Here is a 15718-nt window from a genome sequence, read left to right on the forward strand (position 1 = left end):
TGAGCTCCCGAGTGGCGGTTCTACGCGCACGCACGATTCGGATCGGAGCCGAAGGGGGGGAGGGGGGTTAGCGGTCGTCGACGTTGGTAGCATCCTCCAGCCGCTCCACTCGCTCTCGCAACGCTTCGAGGTCGGGGGCCTCGGTCCGTGCGTCCTCCAGCGGTCGGACGTCGTCGAGTGCTTCGTTGACGCGTTCGTCGTCCGCCTCGCCGCCGAGGTAGAGGTCGCGCCGATCTTGGTGAAGGGTCCGGAGCGTCGACTCAGCGAGACCGGTGTCGTTGGAGACCTTCGCGAAGGCTTCCCCGCGGCCGACGCGGGCGACCGCCTCGCGGACGTGTAGGAACTCGGCGGGATCAACGCGGAGGAAGCCGTCCTCGACGACGAACCCTGCCGGCGGCCTCCCCGTCCACTTTCCGGCGGACTGTGCGGCACGGACGCCCGATCGGATTCGCTGGAGCTTTTGCTGGTGTTCTATCTGTGCGAGGTCTCCCATCAGCCGGGCGACCATGCTGTATATCGTTTGCTGGAGATCGCCGTCGTCGACGTGAATCTTCAAGCCGACGTCGAGGGCCTCGACGCCAGTGTCGTGCTCCAAGCAGTGTTGAATGAATTCGTGAATCTCAGTTGGTCCGAGGCGAGAGAGTCGGCTGATCTCGTGAACGACGACGAGGTCGAACCGCTCGGTTTCGACGTCGTCGAGGAGCTGGTTGTAGACCTCGCGGGTGTCGGTGTCAGCGGCGCCGGAGACGACCTCCGGATACTCCTCGATGTCTTCCACACCGAGACGTTCCAGGTGTTCGCGCGCCTCGTCGAGCTGTCGAGACACGTCCTGATCCGACGTCGAGACCCGGGCGTAGATCGCCGCGGTCGTGGGTCCGTTCTCGCTCATGTTTTCGAGGACGCGCCACTAACTTAAACAAGTGGGGGTTACTGCGGTTCATCGTATACCACTACCTTTAGAAAAGTTCTAAGTGATACGCCCCCAACACTACACCTGCCGGGCCACCGACCCCGGCGTCAACAAATTCATCTCGCATTTTCTGACGGGGTTCCTCTGGGGCGCCTTCGTCCCCACGAACTATATTTCGATATATCGATCAAATACCGGTCCCTGAGATCGGCGGTCTCCGGTTCTCTCGCCAGCGGCGCGAGAGCCGGCCCCTGCGCGTGCGTATATAAGGGAACCTGAGGGGGAGGGGTGTGTCTCAGCCATTCGCAACAATTTGTTGAGAATGTCGAAATATGGACCGTCTCAGGATCGCCCGTGTTCAGCCTTCTCGCTTCCGACGCCAGCGGCGCTACACGCCCGCGCGTACCTATGGGAACGTCAGGGGGAGGGTGAGAAGCGCCTCATTCGTGTTCAACTGGCTATCTGATATAGGACCACGGTCGAGATCGGTCGCTGTCGAAGCTCTCGCTCCGGCTCGGAGAGGGCTGCGTACGCGCGCGTAGTTAACGGGAACGCAGGGGGAGGGAGGAGGAGATAGCGCTCAGACGGCTATTTGCTCCAGTATCGAGATATGGACCGGCTCAGGATCGACCGCGTCCGGTTCTCTCGCTTCAACTCTCAGCGTCGGGCCACGCGCGGGCGTATTTATGAGAACGTGAGGGGGACGGGGTGAGACCTGTCGCTCTCGCGCGTTCGATCGGCGTCGAGCCAGGCGTTACGACACCGACCGCAGCTCGACCCGCGCCGCCGCGTCGGTGTCGTGAGAGAGACCATGCTTCTCGTGGAACTCGACGCGGAGCTCGTCGACGATCTCCACCGCGGCCCGATCCTCTACCTCGCCGACGTCGACGTCACCGCGCTCGGCCGCTGCCTCAAGGGCGGCGATCGGAGCGAATACAAGCGGCTCGACAGCCGCGACCTCGAAGCCGGGGAGCACCTCGGAGAGGTCGGTGAACACCGTCCCGGCCTCGACGAACTCGACGCGGACGACACCGCCCTCCGCGTCCCGAAGCCCGCCCTCGAAGTACACACAGTCGGTCGCGTCGGCGAGTGCGGCCAGTCGCGCCGCTGTGTCTGTGTTCTCGTCGTCGTACCCTCGGATCGTTTCCTCCGCCGTCACCGACTCAAGCTCGTCGCGAGCGGTTACAGTAGCCTTCATTTTCAGCGCACCTCGCCCGAAAATGGAACTCCACGGCGTTAGGCTTTGGTGCGGCGGCTTGGAGGCGGTGCTACTGTTCTCGGTCCCTCTCGACGCGCTCGGCGACGTTCTCCAGTTCCTCGCGGGTCATGTACTCGTTGAGGTCCTTCCGGCGGCTTCCGGGCACGATCTCGGCGAGTGTCTCGACGGCAAACCGGAGTTCCTCCAGCTGCGCGTACAGCTCGTCGACGTCGGCTTTCGTCGGCTCCTCGCCGCGGCTGATTTTGTGCGCGACCTCACCGAAGGCGTCGCCAGCCTCCGACGAGGTCGTGTTAAGCCGCCGCCGGAGGAGCTCTCGCCCCATCGTTTCCCATTTCTCCGCGGTCGTGTCGGTGTCGTCTGCGGCGCCGATCTCCCCGACGTCCTCGCGCTCGGCGTCGCTCATCGGTCCTCCACCACCTGGGCGACCGTCGCGTCGTCGTAGGCGCCTCGGCGGACGTCGAAGGCGTCGAACTCGATACTACTGTCGTGACCGGATTTATTCCGGCCGTCGTCGAATGCGTTCATGCTTCGTGTGTAGCGAAGCGCGGTCGGTGTCCCACCACCGGCCGTTTCTACGGCGACCCGCGCTTCTTACTCTATACAAGAAGACACGGCCACTTAATCTTACTGGATATTAGAACACTTACCCAATACAAGAAGTTAAGTCCCCAGCGTCTTCTCGTATAAGGTATGAGTGAGGCCGTTGAAGGGCGGAGCATGACCGAAGGTCGAGCGCTTCTTACCGAGCGCGAGAGGGAAGCTCTCGCCGGCGACGGGTCCGACAGCTATCGCTACAAGACACGGACGTACTTCAGATCCCGGCTAGAGCAGCTGGAGACGGACGTCGCTCTCCTTGCCGAACACGATCCGGAGCTGCTCGACGATCTGCGAGAGGTTGTTTGCGAAGACGCTACTGACGGTGACGGTCGAGAGGCGACAGACACTACAACTGAATGAGTGACGCTCGGAGCGGTGCGGGGACGATCGTCGACGTCGACGGGGGCCTCCTCGCTCGGTTCAAGAACGCTCGCGACGCGCTCCCTGAGCGGGCGGTCGCGAAACCCGATTCCGAGCGATTCCACCGCGGCGAGGCCGAAAGCGACGACACGGCTCCGGCGTGTCAGCGCGTTCATTCGGACGATTGGCACGTCGTCGACGTCGACGAGGCCCTTCTTGCCGGCCTCACCCCATGCCGTGTGTGTTGGAAGACGGTCCTCGAGTACCTCGCGACCGATCCGAATTCACGAGTCGCGTACCGAGCTCCCGACGCGACGCCGGAGCCGACGGGGTCGCCGACCGACGTCCCGTTTCCTCCCGACCGCGACGATCGCGATCGGCCGCGACTCTCCTCGCCAACCCACGAGGTAATGATCGACGGCGGAGCGAAGTACCACGCCCCAGCTGGAGACGAGACGCTTTGCGGGCGGACCGGTCACCGGGTCGTCGACCGCTGCGCTGTCGAGAGTCACTACGAACCGTGCCTCGACTGCTTCACCGACGTCGGGGATGAATAGCGGGTACGGGCGTCCGTGCTCGCCACAGGCGCGACCACAAAACGCGATACGCCGGCGCTCGCGTGTACGAACCTCACACGCGGGCACGGCCACGGTACCGCGCCGACGTGCTCGCCTGCGGGTTTTCCCCGTCCTCCCGGGGGGCACGCACGCATCGGAGTCCGGATACGCGCGCGTAGGAACAGCACCGGCGGTCTGTTCGCGCCGTCGGCGGCGACAGTGGAGAGAGTCTTAGGCGCCGCCCCGTCCTCGCCCTTCAGGAACTGTCAGAGCCGAACCGTTCCTTCGTTGCTCGCCAGACCAACTGGGTCATGAAAAATATCCAAGCCAACGATAGAACGCCTCCAACACCTGTCGTGAGAGTGTTTAGGGTTGTCAAGCCGAGTAGCGTTGTCTGGAGGAGCCCGCTGGGGAGAGAGCTAAACACCAGTGCGAACAAGACGAGAGCGACAGCTGAACCTCCTGCGCGTCGGGTAGATTCCTGAACCGGCGAGGTACGTCGTGTGCCCTCCAGAAGGAGACGGCGGACGGTGTCGTCCGGCTCCTCATCATCCTTGGACCGTTCCATGATACGCCCCTTCAGCTCTCCCCCTGCGCCGATCGCGTCGAAGAGATCGCGTTCCTGAGCTTCGATCCCTTGACGGATTAGACGTCGGAGCGCATCCTCAGAGGGCTCTCCTTCCTCCCGAGCTTCCTCGACGCGCTCTCGAAGCTCGTCGGACGCGCCGAGTGTGTCGAGCACGTCGTCGTCCCAGCTCTCGACAGCGTCGCGAAGCGCGCGGCGGACGGCATCTTCTTCGTCCTCCCCCGCCTCGCGAAAGTCCTCCAGCCGAGCGGCGTGGCGATTGGGCAAGCCGAGGCGAACGTACAGAGGCTCCTGGCGAACGCGCAGACCCTCGTCCAAGAGCTCGCGCACGAATTCAGATTCAGTTTTGTCGTCACTTTCCTCGGGTTTTCCTTCCTTGTACCTCTCCAGTAGGTCGCCTTTCGCCTTGGCCGCGATCAGTTCGCTCATACCCGTTAACTCCCGTTAACCGCGGGAATCAGATAAAACTACTCCTCCACACCACAGCCGCGAACTACACGGCTAAGCGGGTTCACAGAGCGTTCACTGAGCGTTTACGCGGGTCGTGGGCGGGGATTTAAGTAGTGTCACACGGATATACGGGTAAGAGCAAATCGCACCGATCACCAAGCGACGCTCGGAACCCAGGCGTCGCTGCTCGGTCGGTTCTGAAGTAGGATGGGTCCCCGGTCGCCCGGGGACCCCGTCGATGATCTTTGGCAGGATTGTGGCGGGGTGCTCGGGCGAGCCGGGACGAAGTACGGAACCCGACGACGTGATGTCGTCAACAGGGTATTTCTCCCGGACGGTCTTAAAAACACCGCCCCAGAGTTCCCAATTCGGCACTCTCGTCGTCGGTGAGACGTTGACGCGTTAACCGACGAAATGAGCACACAACCCGGATACGACAGTAGGAACGAGACGAACCAGACGGCTGCGAGACCCGACACGCGGCAGCTCGCCGCGGAACTCGGCGTCGACGGCAAACTGTTGGTTCAGTTTGTCGACCATCACCCGAACCCGACAGCGCCGATCGTCCTCGGGTGGGCGAACGAGACTGGAGACCTCTCTGCGCCGCCGACAGTCCTCCGTGACGACGTCGAGGCGTGGGTCGAGGCGCGCAGGCACACGGACGCCGCGAGAGACGGAGGGCGACGATGAACGCGCTGCTCACTTTCAGCCAGGGGCTCGGTGTCGGGCTCCTCGCCGCCGCAGCGCTGCTCCTCCTTCTCGGACGGCAGCCGGCGATCGCCGCCGGCGTCGCGGGGACCGTCCTCGCGATCGGTGGCTCGGTCACGAAACAGGGAGGTGAGCCTCGATGAGCTCGCAGGCCCAGCCCGGCAGCGACGGCGGGCGTCTCCCTGACGCTGACAGCTTCGACCTCGGCGACACCGTCCTCGACCGCGAGGACGACGACCCGAACACCGCGACCGTGATCAACTGCCCGCCGGTCAGCTGCGACGCGTGGGACGTCGGCGAGGAGACGGTCGCGGACCACAACCCCGAGTACGACGCGGAGGCCGACGTGATCGTCGTCGCGTTCGACGACGACCTCGGCGAGGCCAAGCCGGAGTACACCGGTGGCGAGCCGATCCCGCTCGCCGAGATCGACGTCCCGACGTACGCCTTCCCGCCCGGGCGGCTCGCGAACGTTGACGCGAGCGGCGACGACGGAGGAGACGCACCGGAGGCGGCCACATCGCCGCTGGAAGGGTTCGACGACGTTCGCGACCTCAAGGAGCGCCTCGAGGAAACCAGCGACGTCGACGTTCGGAGCGACGACGGGGAGCCCATCCTCGCGCTCACGAAAGCCGGTCGTGAGTACCGGATCCGAGCGGACGGCACGGTGTCGGACGGACCGTTCCAGAGCAAGCTCGCAGATGTCGCCGCAGATTTCCTCGGAGGTGAAGGCGAATGAGCCTCGAAAGTACGGAGGAGGACGGAGAGCGTGAGCGGTGGGTTGCTGACCCCGACGACATGGAGCGTCGCGAGGCCCTCGCCGAGCGGGTCGGCTCTGAGCTCAAGCGCGACGAGCAAGAGAGCGGCCTCTCTTTCTTTGGCGACGACGACCGATTCCGAGTCTTCAGTTACTCGCCTGCGATCGTCCGGAAGCTCCTCCGCCACGAACACGCTCGCGTTGAGTGGGTGTATACGGCGGAGGGTGGAGAGGCGAAGGGGCGAGAGGAAAACCTCTCGGAGATTGACCTCTCGGAGGAGGGCGTAGAGATTGAAGGAGTGTGCGTCGAGTTGCCGCTCGGGACGCTTTCGATTAAAGGGTCGCCGCGGCAGCGGAACACGCCGAGCGGTGTTGTGTCGACGCCGTCCGACGCTCGCGGTGTCGCCGCCGCGTTCGATGGGGGTGAAGAATGACGGACACAGCCACCACCGACCGACAGTTCCGCGCTATCTGTAAGACGTGTGGAAAAAAGTACGATTGGAGGGACTCGTTCGACCGCGCGGGGACCGACCGCGACGCCCACCTCGAAACCTGTTGGACCGTGGCCACGGCTCGGGACGTTGAGGCGGCGAGTGAGCCGAATATCGGGTTTGAGTCGCGTGAGGTGGAGGCATGACCGAGATCGACCGCGGCGGGTGGAGGCGGATCCTCACCAACCTCAAGGAGCCAGCGATCGGCGCCGTCGCAGAGGGAGTCGCCGACGTGTTCGATGTCGGCATTCTCGACGCGTACGACCTCGTCGAGGAGGCCGTCGCCGACGGGGACCTTGTCGAGGAGGACACAGGCGGCGCATTCCCCGCCGTTCGCGTCGCCGAGGGTGACGACGCCGGGGGATCGCCTGATTCGGGTGAAAAACTGAGCGGAGAAGGTGGTTCTTCGACCGGTGACCCCAAGGGTGAAGCCGCCGAAACCGCCGTCCCTGACGCCCTTGATGCGTTCAACGACGCGATCACCTGGTTCGCCCAGCAACTAGACACCGAACTCCCCGACGAGTGCGACTACGACACGGCGCGCGACTACTACCGCGACGGGCGGGGCTGGGACGACGAGACTATCGACGAGAAACTCCTCGGGTTCGCGCCGGCGAACTACCGCGACGAGCTCGTCACCCACCTGTTCAACCGCGGACACGGTCGCGAGGAGATGCTCGCAACGGGTCTATTCGGCGAGCGAGACGACGGGAACCTATACGCGACCTGGAGCGGGCGATATGTCCTCCCGTACTTCGACGCCGACGGCCGCCCAGTGTTCGCGATCTCGCGGGCGACGGACCCGGTCCACCCGGCCGACTGGAAGGGTAACAAGTACGATAAGCTCCAAGTCTCGAGAGAGGAGGTCGCCGTCGAGGAGCCGATATACGGCCTCGACACCGCCCGTGAGGGCGAACCGGTCATCATCACTGAGGGGATCGCCGACGCGATCACCGCCCACCAGAACGGGATCCCAGCGCTCTCTCCGGTGACGACCACGTTCAAGAAAAGCGACCGAGAGGCTCTTCTCGACGTTTTGGAATCGTACAACGTTCCGAGGGTCTACATCGTTCAAGACGCGGAGGCTCCCTCCTCCGCGATCGACGAGAACGACCGGCTCACGCTGCCTCAGTACGGGGAGGGGATTCGCGGTGCCGTTTCGACAGGCGCGTTCCTCACCGAGGAGGGCGTCGACGCCCGTATCGCGGAGCTGCCGCGTCCCGGCCTCTCGAAGGTCGACCTCGACGACTATCTCATCGAGTGGTGCGGCGACCTCGCTCCCGTTCTCGCCTCGGCGGCGCCAGCGACCGAACACCCGGCATACATGGACCGGGAGAGCGGTCGTACCTCCGGGCAGGACCGCGACACCTCGACGGTGTCGTCCTCCGACGACCGCTCGGCGCTGTTCGACCTCGATATCACCGACGTCACCGGCCTCAGCGAGGGCGAGCGAGGGACGAACCCGCTGGGACACCACGGTGAGAGTGAAGACTACTTCGTCGTCATCAGCGACGAGCTCGCAACCGACCACAAGTACGGAGCGAGCTACAACGCGCTCACCTACCTACTGGTTGAGGCCGGAGAGCGTCGCCCAGACGCTCCCGACGGAAGCCTCGACGACGGGGAGGTCTTCGAGGCGTGGCGGCACGCCAAGGAGGAGAGGTACGTCGGCAGTGAGGATCCGGTCCCGTATCGCGGTCTTATCGGTGTCGCCGTTGCCGACGGCCTCGTCGACGCCGACGATCTTGTTCGACGCGATAGTGAAACCGGAAGCGTCGTCGGGGGAGGGGAGGACCACGACGGGGCGACCTACCGAGCGCTCCCGGCCGGCGCGTACAACCAGGTACTCGACCATATCACCGAGGAGTACGGTCTCGAACCGGGACGTGAGGCGGTAAGCGGGCGAGGCGGAGACGGCTCCGGTGGCTACGACGACGACCCGCGGTCGGTGTCGGCGACCGTCGACGTCCGCCGGGCGTGGGGCGCCGCCGGTCGTGTCGAGCCGAGCGACCTCGACGGCGACCGCCTCCAGGGGACCGACCAAGACGGCGGTTCGTTCGCGTGTCCCGAGTGCGGTTCCGCCGTCGATGTCGTCCGCGCTGTCGCCGTCGCCGAGGGGATCGTCGAGAAGTGCGACGCTGGCCTCGACCACGCGTACCCCGAGGCGTACGGCCTCGCCCGGACCGAGTACGGCGCACCGCTGCCGGAGTACCTCACCACGGGCGACGCGATCGCCGAGTTCGACGCGGTCCTCGACGTGATCGGCGAGGTCGGCTTCTTCCACCTGGAAGAGGACGCCCTCGCGAGCGAGACCACCGGGACGGGTGAGGAGGTTTCCGGTGAAGCCGTGCGGACGCTAAACCCCGCGTGGCGGGAGTCTGAGAGTGGTGAGTCGGTCCTCGTCTACGAGAGCGGAACGGTGTGGGACGCCGATACGCAACGTGTGGTCGACGCGCTGCGGTTCGTCGCGCTCGACAGCGGCCTCCTCACCGACCCGCGCCAACCGCTGGAAGGCGAGGACTTCACCGAGGCGTACCGCCGCGCACGGACCGAGTACGGCGCCCCGCTCCCGCGGTGGGAACCGGCCGCCGACGGCGCCCGCGAACTCACGCCGCAGCTGCCGCCGAGCGACGAGCTCGTCGACGCGAGAGAGTTCGACGGCGTGAGTCCGGACGAACTCGAGCTCGCCCGCGAGGAGGTCGAGGCGCTTATCGGCGAGGCGGCGACCGACACCGACGAGCCGACTGTCGTGACCGCGCTCCCCGCGACGGGGAAGACCACGGGGACGGTCAAGAACGCGCGAGACCGACCGCTGTCGTACCTCGCTCCCCGGAAGGAGCTACAGGCGCAGGCGCTCGAAAAGGCCGACAGGTGGGGCGTCGATGCGGAGATTCTCCCCGTGCTCTCCGAGGAGCGCGTCCGACCGGCCGTCCTCGACGGTGCGGTCTCTCACGTCCGCGAGGCAGGGAAGACCCGCCTCCGGGATCGGTGGTCGATTGTCGCCGCGGCGTTCGACGGCCTCGAAGAGGAGGACGCCGCCGACGTCGACATGACCGACATCTTCGAGGAGACCGAGGAGGGCGCCGATACCGTCGAACTCAACCGCGCGACGTGTCCGACCGCGGAGGGCGACCACGGCGCCGCCTGGGCGATCGCCGTTCATGTCGCCCGGAGACTCGGATACACTCCAGAGGAGATACACAACCAAGCTCAGGGACTGTTCGGCGCCCCGCTGCCATGTACGCATGACGAGGAGGAGGAGTGTGAATACAGCGAGGGCTGGAACAGTGTACAAGACCCCGACAACGCCCCGGATCTTCTCGTCGGCTCTTACATACACGCTCACGTCGCGAGCGTCCGGACCCACTTCTCTCGCGCCGGCGACGGGACCGTCGACACGGCGCCCCGCGCGGTCGTCCTCGACGAATTCCCCGGAGAGGCGTTCGTCTCCGAGTTCGGGGAGAACGCCGAGGACTTCGCGACGTGGCTCGCAGGCTGTCTCCGTGACCACGTCGACGATCGCCGCGATATGCTGGAGGCCGATCTCTCGGAAGACAGGTGGGTCCGGGGCTGGCTCGACGGCGACGCCGCCGAGGCCGACGACGACATCGACGACGCGATCACTGCGCTCGGCCGAACCGAGGAACTACTCGACGCTCGCGAGAACGCCGTTGAGATCCTCGTCGAGGTCGACAGGGAGGCGCTGGAGGACCTCGGGCTACTCGAACCGCTGGAGGCCGTCACGGACCGCGATACCGACGCCGAAGACGCGTACGGGCGGCTCCTCTCGGCGCTCGGAGCTGTCGACGCCGAGCAACCAGGGTCCGCCCTCGCCGGGTGGGTCGACGGCGCCGTTCGCGAACCGTTGGAGGTTGCGACCGCAGCCGGCACGGGGACACCGGAGATCGGCGACGTCGAGCTCGGCGACCTCCCCGTCGCGAGCGACCTCCGCGCGCTCGTCGAGGACGCCGTCGACGCCGCTCGCGAACGCCGCGACGGTGCCCGTGCGGTCCTCGACGCGGCCGTCACGGCTCTTCGCGGCGGCGCCGAGGGGTGTCGCCGCCTCGCGGCGTGGGCGGACGACGGGTACGCTCACCCCGACGCGCACCACATCCTCGGGAACATCGTCGAGCCGCAGCCGACGCGGATCAACACCTCCGGCTGGGCCTTCGATCCCGACGCGACCGACGGGACTGTCGTCGACGTCGCCGACACCGGCGACCGCGCGGTGACCGTCCTCGACCGGAACAGCCACGGAGCACGACTCCACACGCCGCCCGCACGTACCGACGCCGGGGGCGAGGACGTCCCGCTCGTCGGCCTCGACGCGACCGGGAGAGCGCCGCTGTGGTCGGTTGCTCTCGGCGAGGAGGTCGTCACGGACGATATCCACGACACGCCTCGCGAACGCGCTCGCTTCTTGGAGAACGCCCTCGACCTGCGCGTTCTCCAAGCCGCCGACCAACCGCGCGCCTACTCGGGCGATCCCAGCTCGAAGGACACCGACGGCGACGTCGCGCTCCTGGAGGCGATCGCCGAGGAGTACGCCGGGATCGACGCGCCGCGACGCCGGGGAGAGGAAGCCGTCGAGGTCGGCCGCCCCGCCGCGATCACGACGAAGTCCGTCCGGGAGGTCCTCGAGGACGACGCCCGCCTCGACGACGTCGTCGCCGAGTGGGACCACTACGGGAACGTCACCGGGTCGAACGACCTCGGCGCGCACCGCCTCGCGGCCGTTCTCGGCTCGCAGCACTACGGCGACGACGCGATCGAACGGTTCTGCGCTCTCGCCGGCGAGGAGGTTGACACCGAACGAAACGGCGCGTGGGGTTCCGAGCTCGACTACGGGAGCGACCTCGCGAACACCTACCTAAAGCACATGAGAGAGGACCAGACGACGCAGGCGATCCTCCGGTTCGCACGGGGCGACAGCGGCGCGACCGTCGTCGCGCGGACCTCCGCGCTGCGGGACGATCTCCCCGTCGTCGGACGCGGCCAGGTCGTCGAGACCTGGAGCGACACCGCGGCGAAGGTCGCACGGGAGTACCGGCGGCTCGGCGGGGAGTTCACGATCGCCGACGTCGCCGACGCCGTCGACGTGAGCCGGAGACAGGTTCGGCGTGTCCTCGCGGAGCTCTCCGACGCCGGGTACATCCGGCGCGTCGACGGCGGAGACGGCCTCGCGAACGTGTACGAACCCGCCGACGAACCTGGAGCCGGTGAGGTCGACCTCCCCGACCGGGACGACGCCGTCGACGCTGACCCCGGACGCTCGCCGCTAAACCAATACTATACATGGAATGTCCGGGTGTTCGGAGGTGAACCGGCGCCGGACACGGCTCGCGACGGGCCGCCGGTGCGACAGCGGGGCGCGCCACCTTCCCCGACCGCCGTGGAAGGCGCTCCAGGGGACTAACTCCGCCCGCCGAGGGACCCGCGGCCGCCCTCCTCAAAAGCGACAGCTCCAGCACCGAGCCGAGGGACTCGCGCGCGCACTCTTGATCCGCAGCCAACACCCCCGGGGGGATGAGCACCTAACGCCCGAATATTCAAAGTGAAGAGGCCGCAACACGCGGGTATGAACGATTTAGCCGAGGCGGTGACCGTCCGAAAGCGCCGTTCGCGGGGCCGGGTTATCGTGTCGGTGACCGAGTCGATCGACGACGACGCTCTCACCGCGAAGGCGGAGAAGCGCCTCCTCCTCGCGGGCGACGTCGACGACGATCGCGTCGAGAAGACGAAATCCCAGCTCGCCGAGCGCGCCGTCGAGGAGGCAGTGAAGCGCAACGCGCCCGAGGCGTTCGATCCGGGTACGTCGGTATCGGTCCGCCTCAACACCGACCGCGACCTCTCGCTGTTCTGACTCCCCCGCGCAGCCCCCCGACTCGGCGCCTGAGAGTCGGCTCGTCGAGGTACTTCTCCGACCGGTTCGTATTCATATCGCCTCTTTTCTTTGGACGAAACGCGCGATATTCACGGCCGTTTCACGGCATGAAAACGGTCTAGAGGTTGGTCGGGCCGATTTGAGTGTCTAAAAAGTACCTCGACGACACACCGCCTACCCCACCGTATTCGAGAAATTGCTCGACGAGGGGGATATAGTGCGGTTTTCGACAGGTACGCCCTCGAGGTCGAACACCGACCGGTTATCGGTCGGTAGCGCCGTTCGGTTGGTGAAACCTACCTGTCGATCGCTGGGATCTGACATGGACCGAGCGACTTCTCACCCGGCCGATTACGCGCCCGCGTGTACGCCAACCCACCCCTCCCCCCGCGGTGGTCGGTGAGGAATTGGCCGAGAAGTTGGTCGACTAACTATCAGAGGATTGGTCGACCAATTGAGCAGAGTTGGTCGGGGTGCGAGGGGATAATTGGTCGGCCAATTCGACGCTTCGGGGTCGTCGATCGGCGCCGACATATACCTCGAGGCTAGTCACGAATATAGACACGCCGATGGGTGACAACAGCGTCGAGTATCGGGACTGGGTCGAGTATCCCCACGCCCGGCTCCGCGTCGAGATCGTGAAGGAGGCGGGGACCCCGACGCGATTTGTCGTCCAATTGGAGCGTCGCGTCGACGACGAATGGCGGGAGGTCGTCCGGTTCGACCACGACCCGGAGAACCCGATGGGCCACGATATTACCGAGGAGGGGCTTCACATGGACGTCTACAAATTCGGTGAGAAGGCCCGCGTCAAAGACGATTTTCCACCCGTGAGTTTAACACACGCGCCGCGCTACTGTATCGCGTACATCGAGCAGCACGCCGACCCGCTGCTCCGGAGGTTCGAGAAATGGCACGATCTGAATCAGGATCCGACTGGAGGGAGGAGTCCATGAGCGACGCCGAGCTCGAAGCGTTCGAGGACGCCGTTGGAGACCTCGGCGACCGCGTGAGTGAATTCCTCGCCGAAGGGTCGGACCTCTCCGCCGAGGAGATCGACGCCGGAGTCGAGGACCTCCCCATGCCCGACCCCCTCGACGACCGCGCGGTCGACGAGTAGAGCGCCTCAGTCCGCGGTGCGTACGGTGTCGCAGGCCGCTTGTCTGACGCGGTTTTACCTACAGCGAATCCTATAGGAGCGACTATAGGAATTCCTATGAGCGAAACTATACGCCTCGCTGCGTTCATCGACAAGGGCGGAACCGGAAAGACGACCGCGACAGCGCACCTCGGCGTTGCTCTCGCCCGCGAGGGCCTCGACGTACTCCTCGTCGATCTCGCGGGAAAACAAGGCGACCTCGCGAAGACGTTCGGTGTGTGGGGTGAGTACCGGGAGCTGATCGACGCCGGCGACGCGTGGCCGAACGTGACGACTGTTTTCCAAGACGAGTGGGCTGCGATCGCCGAGAAGCTCGGCGAGGCGGCTGTCGACGACCTCGTCATCGAGACGGGCGAGGGAGTGGATCTTATCCCCGCACACCCCGGGTTAGACAGCCTCGACGCCGACCTCGGTAACATCGACGACGCCGCTGAGCGGTACTCGCGGCTGGAGACGTTCCTCGACGAGTACATCGACCCTCGCGGGTACGACGCCGTGCTCCTCGACCTGCCGGGGCTCACGAACAACGTGAGCTACTCCGGGCTGTGGGCGGCGAAACACGTCCTCGCACCGGTCGAAATGGGGCCGTTCGAGGCGGAGCAGGCGGACCAACTCCGCGAGGACCTCACGCAGATGGTCGAGGCGTTCGACGTCGAGGTCGACCTCGCTATGGTCTTGCCGAACAAAGTCGACACCCGAACCAAGCTCGCCGAGGAGTACCTGGAGGCGTTCCGCGAGGAGTACCCCGAGGCGATCGCGCCGGAGTACATCCCGTATTCGCAGGACATTCGAAACGCGGTCGACGGCGGGGAAACTGCCTTCGCGCTCGAAGAGCCGTCGACGACAGCCGAGGACGCACGCGACGCGTTCGAAGCTGACGCTCGCGCGCTTGTCGATCGGCTGGGGGGTGCGTAGAATGGACGACGACGAGCTCGAGGAACTCCGAGAACGGACCGACCGCGGGAGCCGTCTCGACACCGCCGCCGGTGAGACCGATCGCGGTGCCTTCCGCGAAAGTATCGCCGAGCACCTCGAAGCGATCGACGCCGGCGAGCGACAGAAAGCGCTGTCCGCGTGGGACGGCCCCCTCGCTGCGTTCGTCGCCGCACTCGAGGAAGAGGAGCACGCGGACCGCCGCGAGGCGATCGTCGACGCGCTCGGCGAGGAGCTCGGCGTCGACGTCGACGACCCAAAGAAAAGTGAACTGCTCGCGCTCACGCTACGCGTCGGGTTCCAAGAAGTAGCCGGCGAGGACTTAGAGGCCCTCCGGGAGGCTCTCCGAGAAGACGCCGCGAAAGGCCTCTAACGCTCTTCCCCCCGAACGCTGCGACTATGGGATATCCTAGATGATTAGCTAAAGGAAATCCTATAGGATATGCTGAGGTTTTCCTAGGTAGATCGAAAAGCAAGCTCACGTCGGGGGGGAGCGGTGCTGTCGACGGGATCCTCGCGGCCGGGGCTGTTTGGTGAGATGCGCGGAGCTTACGCACGCGTACGTGGGGAAATGGAATCGCACGGGGGGGTTACCAGTCCAGATCGATACTCCGGCCAGTGTCGTCGTTGTCGTCGTCGACGTCCGCGAGCATCCGCGGCTTGACGAATGGCTTCCAGGTGTCGCCCTCACAGACGAGCCAGTCGTCCTCTCGAAGTTGGTCGAGGATCCGATAGATTGTCTGTCTCGATGGCGGGTCCGACTCGTCGCGAGCAAGGTCTGAGACGGTGAATTCCTCTCCCCGGAGCGACATTTCGACGGCCTTCGCGGCGATCTTCGCCGAACGGTGTGTCACAGAATCAGGTACGGGCCGGGGATGTTTCAATATTGAGTCCCACATTCTGGGCCGATTCACCACTTTGTGCTTATATAGTAGAGTCGGTTATTCGCTGGAAGCGTCAGAATGTGGAAGATTCAGACCCCACCGCAGTCATGCGATTTGGGTAAAATGGTGTGATTACTTGGATAATCACACCCAATAGCCGATCTCGGTGTTTAGTTCACTCCCTATATCCACCCTCTGTTCCCGTCAGGATGCCCGTCACCGT

At 65.3% G+C, this 15718-nt stretch carries 19 protein-coding genes; 13 read left to right on the forward strand and 6 right to left on the reverse strand.

The genetic code is table 11. The features are described 5' to 3' along the window. Nucleotides 1-67: 67 nt before the first annotated feature. The 4 genes from DJ69_RS07915 to DJ69_RS19020 form a co-directional block, all read right to left on the reverse strand. Entirely contained in the window at nucleotides 68-889 is an 822-nt protein-coding gene (locus DJ69_RS07915; protein ID WP_180271759.1) for a recombinase family protein, read from the reverse strand. Between the two features lie 775 nt (nucleotides 890-1664). After that, nucleotides 1665-2108 carry a hypothetical protein gene (locus tag DJ69_RS07920; RefSeq protein WP_099255130.1) on the reverse strand — a complete coding sequence of 148 codons (444 nt, stop codon included), beginning with the start codon at nucleotides 2106-2108 and terminating at the stop codon, nucleotides 1665-1667. Nucleotides 2109-2178: 70 nt separating this feature from the next. Continuing rightward, nucleotides 2179-2532 (reverse strand): hypothetical protein, encoded by a 354-nt coding sequence (locus DJ69_RS07925; protein ID WP_099255131.1) that lies wholly within the window; start codon nucleotides 2530-2532, stop codon nucleotides 2179-2181. Beyond that, a complete protein-coding gene (locus DJ69_RS19020) occupies nucleotides 2529-2654 on the reverse strand; it encodes a hypothetical protein (RefSeq protein WP_275539514.1) in 126 nt (41 codons plus the stop codon). Before DJ69_RS19020 ends, DJ69_RS07925 begins: the two co-directional genes overlap by 4 nt. Nucleotides 2655-2819: 165 nt before the next feature. On the opposite strand from DJ69_RS19020, the gene DJ69_RS07930 reads away from it, so the two are divergent. Continuing rightward, entirely contained in the window at nucleotides 2820-3086 is a 267-nt protein-coding gene (locus tag DJ69_RS07930) for a hypothetical protein (protein ID WP_321166824.1), read from the forward strand. Next, entirely contained in the window at nucleotides 3083-3643 is a 561-nt protein-coding gene (locus DJ69_RS07935; protein WP_099255132.1) for a hypothetical protein, read from the forward strand. Before DJ69_RS07930 ends, DJ69_RS07935 begins: the two co-directional genes overlap by 4 nt. A 256-nt stretch (nucleotides 3644-3899) precedes the next feature. Here the strand turns inward: DJ69_RS07935 and DJ69_RS07940 are convergent, their stop codons facing one another. Further along, nucleotides 3900-4658 carry a hypothetical protein gene (locus DJ69_RS07940; protein WP_099255133.1) on the reverse strand — a complete coding sequence of 253 codons (759 nt, stop codon included), beginning with the start codon at nucleotides 4656-4658 and terminating at the stop codon, nucleotides 3900-3902. Between the two features lie 435 nt (nucleotides 4659-5093). Between DJ69_RS07940 and DJ69_RS07945 the strand changes: the two genes are divergently transcribed. The 11 genes from DJ69_RS07945 to DJ69_RS07990 all read left to right on the forward strand — a co-directional run bounded on the left by DJ69_RS07945 (nucleotide 5094) and on the right by DJ69_RS07990 (nucleotide 14984). Then, nucleotides 5094-5369 carry a hypothetical protein gene (locus DJ69_RS07945; RefSeq protein WP_099255134.1) on the forward strand — a complete coding sequence of 92 codons (276 nt, stop codon included), beginning with the start codon at nucleotides 5094-5096 and terminating at the stop codon, nucleotides 5367-5369. After that, entirely contained in the window at nucleotides 5366-5530 is a 165-nt protein-coding gene (locus DJ69_RS18315; RefSeq protein ID WP_180271760.1) for a hypothetical protein, read from the forward strand. The genes DJ69_RS07945 and DJ69_RS18315 overlap by 4 nt, the downstream gene beginning before the upstream one ends. Continuing rightward, the gene (locus DJ69_RS07950; protein WP_099255135.1) at nucleotides 5527-6126 is read left to right on the forward strand and encodes a hypothetical protein; all 600 of its coding nucleotides are present in this window, start codon (nucleotides 5527-5529) and stop codon (nucleotides 6124-6126) included. The genes DJ69_RS18315 and DJ69_RS07950 overlap by 4 nt, the downstream gene beginning before the upstream one ends. Next, nucleotides 6123-6578 carry a hypothetical protein gene (locus DJ69_RS07955; protein ID WP_099255136.1) on the forward strand — a complete coding sequence of 152 codons (456 nt, stop codon included), beginning with the start codon at nucleotides 6123-6125 and terminating at the stop codon, nucleotides 6576-6578. Before DJ69_RS07950 ends, DJ69_RS07955 begins: the two co-directional genes overlap by 4 nt. Continuing rightward, a complete protein-coding gene (locus DJ69_RS07960) occupies nucleotides 6575-6781 on the forward strand; it encodes a hypothetical protein (RefSeq protein ID WP_099255137.1) in 207 nt (68 codons plus the stop codon). Before DJ69_RS07955 ends, DJ69_RS07960 begins: the two co-directional genes overlap by 4 nt. Continuing rightward, entirely contained in the window at nucleotides 6778-12051 is a 5274-nt protein-coding gene (locus DJ69_RS07965; protein WP_099255138.1) for a hypothetical protein, read from the forward strand. Before DJ69_RS07960 ends, DJ69_RS07965 begins: the two co-directional genes overlap by 4 nt. A gap of 162 nt (nucleotides 12052-12213) precedes the next feature. After that, entirely contained in the window at nucleotides 12214-12498 is a 285-nt protein-coding gene (locus DJ69_RS07970; RefSeq protein WP_099255139.1) for a hypothetical protein, read from the forward strand. Nucleotides 12499-13088: 590 nt separating this feature from the next. Beyond that, nucleotides 13089-13475 carry a DUF7718 family protein gene (locus DJ69_RS07975; RefSeq protein WP_099255140.1) on the forward strand — a complete coding sequence of 129 codons (387 nt, stop codon included), beginning with the start codon at nucleotides 13089-13091 and terminating at the stop codon, nucleotides 13473-13475. Continuing rightward, on the forward strand, nucleotides 13472-13639 hold the full coding sequence (locus DJ69_RS07980) for a hypothetical protein (protein WP_218962300.1): 168 nt from the start codon (nucleotides 13472-13474) through the stop codon (nucleotides 13637-13639). The genes DJ69_RS07975 and DJ69_RS07980 overlap by 4 nt, the downstream gene beginning before the upstream one ends. A gap of 96 nt (nucleotides 13640-13735) precedes the next feature. Next, a complete protein-coding gene (locus DJ69_RS07985) occupies nucleotides 13736-14593 on the forward strand; it encodes a ParA family protein (protein ID WP_099255142.1) in 858 nt (285 codons plus the stop codon). Between the two features lies 1 nt (nucleotide 14594). After that, on the forward strand, nucleotides 14595-14984 hold the full coding sequence (locus DJ69_RS07990; RefSeq protein WP_099255143.1) for a hypothetical protein: 390 nt from the start codon (nucleotides 14595-14597) through the stop codon (nucleotides 14982-14984). 217 nt (nucleotides 14985-15201) lie between these two features. On the opposite strand, the gene DJ69_RS07995 is transcribed toward DJ69_RS07990, so the two are convergent. Beyond that, the gene (locus tag DJ69_RS07995) at nucleotides 15202-15465 is read right to left on the reverse strand and encodes a hypothetical protein (protein ID WP_099255144.1); all 264 of its coding nucleotides are present in this window, start codon (nucleotides 15463-15465) and stop codon (nucleotides 15202-15204) included. Nucleotides 15466-15718: the final 253 nt, after the last annotated feature.

This window comes from Halorubrum persicum, from assembly GCF_002727125.1.
GTDB lineage: Archaea > Halobacteriota > Halobacteria > Halobacteriales > Haloferacaceae > Halorubrum > Halorubrum persicum.

What these genes read in the sequence shown, in the direction of transcription:
- DJ69_RS07960 (WP_099255137.1), top strand. Translation starts at nt 6,575, where the DNA reads ATGACGGACACAGCCACCACCGACCGACAGTTCCGCGCTATCTGTAAG.
- DJ69_RS07935 (WP_099255132.1), top strand. Translation starts at nt 3,083, where the DNA reads ATGAGTGACGCTCGGAGCGGTGCGGGGACGATCGTCGACGTCGACGGG.
- DJ69_RS07945 (WP_099255134.1), top strand. Translation starts at nt 5,094, where the DNA reads ATGAGCACACAACCCGGATACGACAGTAGGAACGAGACGAACCAGACG.
- DJ69_RS07955 (WP_099255136.1), top strand. Translation starts at nt 6,123, where the DNA reads ATGAGCCTCGAAAGTACGGAGGAGGACGGAGAGCGTGAGCGGTGGGTT.
- DJ69_RS07920 (WP_099255130.1), bottom strand. Translation starts at nt 2,108, where the DNA reads ATGAAGGCTACTGTAACCGCTCGCGACGAGCTTGAGTCGGTGACGGCG.
- DJ69_RS07990 (WP_099255143.1), top strand. Translation starts at nt 14,595, where the DNA reads ATGGACGACGACGAGCTCGAGGAACTCCGAGAACGGACCGACCGCGGG.
- DJ69_RS07925 (WP_099255131.1), bottom strand. Translation starts at nt 2,532, where the DNA reads ATGAGCGACGCCGAGCGCGAGGACGTCGGGGAGATCGGCGCCGCAGAC.
- DJ69_RS07940 (WP_099255133.1), bottom strand. Translation starts at nt 4,658, where the DNA reads ATGAGCGAACTGATCGCGGCCAAGGCGAAAGGCGACCTACTGGAGAGG.
- DJ69_RS07975 (WP_099255140.1), top strand. Translation starts at nt 13,089, where the DNA reads ATGGGTGACAACAGCGTCGAGTATCGGGACTGGGTCGAGTATCCCCAC.
- DJ69_RS18315 (WP_180271760.1), top strand. Translation starts at nt 5,366, where the DNA reads ATGAACGCGCTGCTCACTTTCAGCCAGGGGCTCGGTGTCGGGCTCCTC.
- DJ69_RS07950 (WP_099255135.1), top strand. Translation starts at nt 5,527, where the DNA reads ATGAGCTCGCAGGCCCAGCCCGGCAGCGACGGCGGGCGTCTCCCTGAC.
- DJ69_RS07970 (WP_099255139.1), top strand. Translation starts at nt 12,214, where the DNA reads ATGAACGATTTAGCCGAGGCGGTGACCGTCCGAAAGCGCCGTTCGCGG.
- DJ69_RS07965 (WP_099255138.1), top strand. Translation starts at nt 6,778, where the DNA reads ATGACCGAGATCGACCGCGGCGGGTGGAGGCGGATCCTCACCAACCTC.
- DJ69_RS07980 (WP_218962300.1), top strand. Translation starts at nt 13,472, where the DNA reads ATGAGCGACGCCGAGCTCGAAGCGTTCGAGGACGCCGTTGGAGACCTC.
- DJ69_RS07915 (WP_180271759.1), bottom strand. Translation starts at nt 889, where the DNA reads ATGAGCGAGAACGGACCCACGACCGCGGCGATCTACGCCCGGGTCTCG.
- DJ69_RS19020 (WP_275539514.1), bottom strand. Translation starts at nt 2,654, where the DNA reads ATGAACGCATTCGACGACGGCCGGAATAAATCCGGTCACGACAGTAGT.
- DJ69_RS07985 (WP_099255142.1), top strand. Translation starts at nt 13,736, where the DNA reads ATGAGCGAAACTATACGCCTCGCTGCGTTCATCGACAAGGGCGGAACC.
- DJ69_RS07930 (WP_321166824.1), top strand. Translation starts at nt 2,820, where the DNA reads ATGAGTGAGGCCGTTGAAGGGCGGAGCATGACCGAAGGTCGAGCGCTT.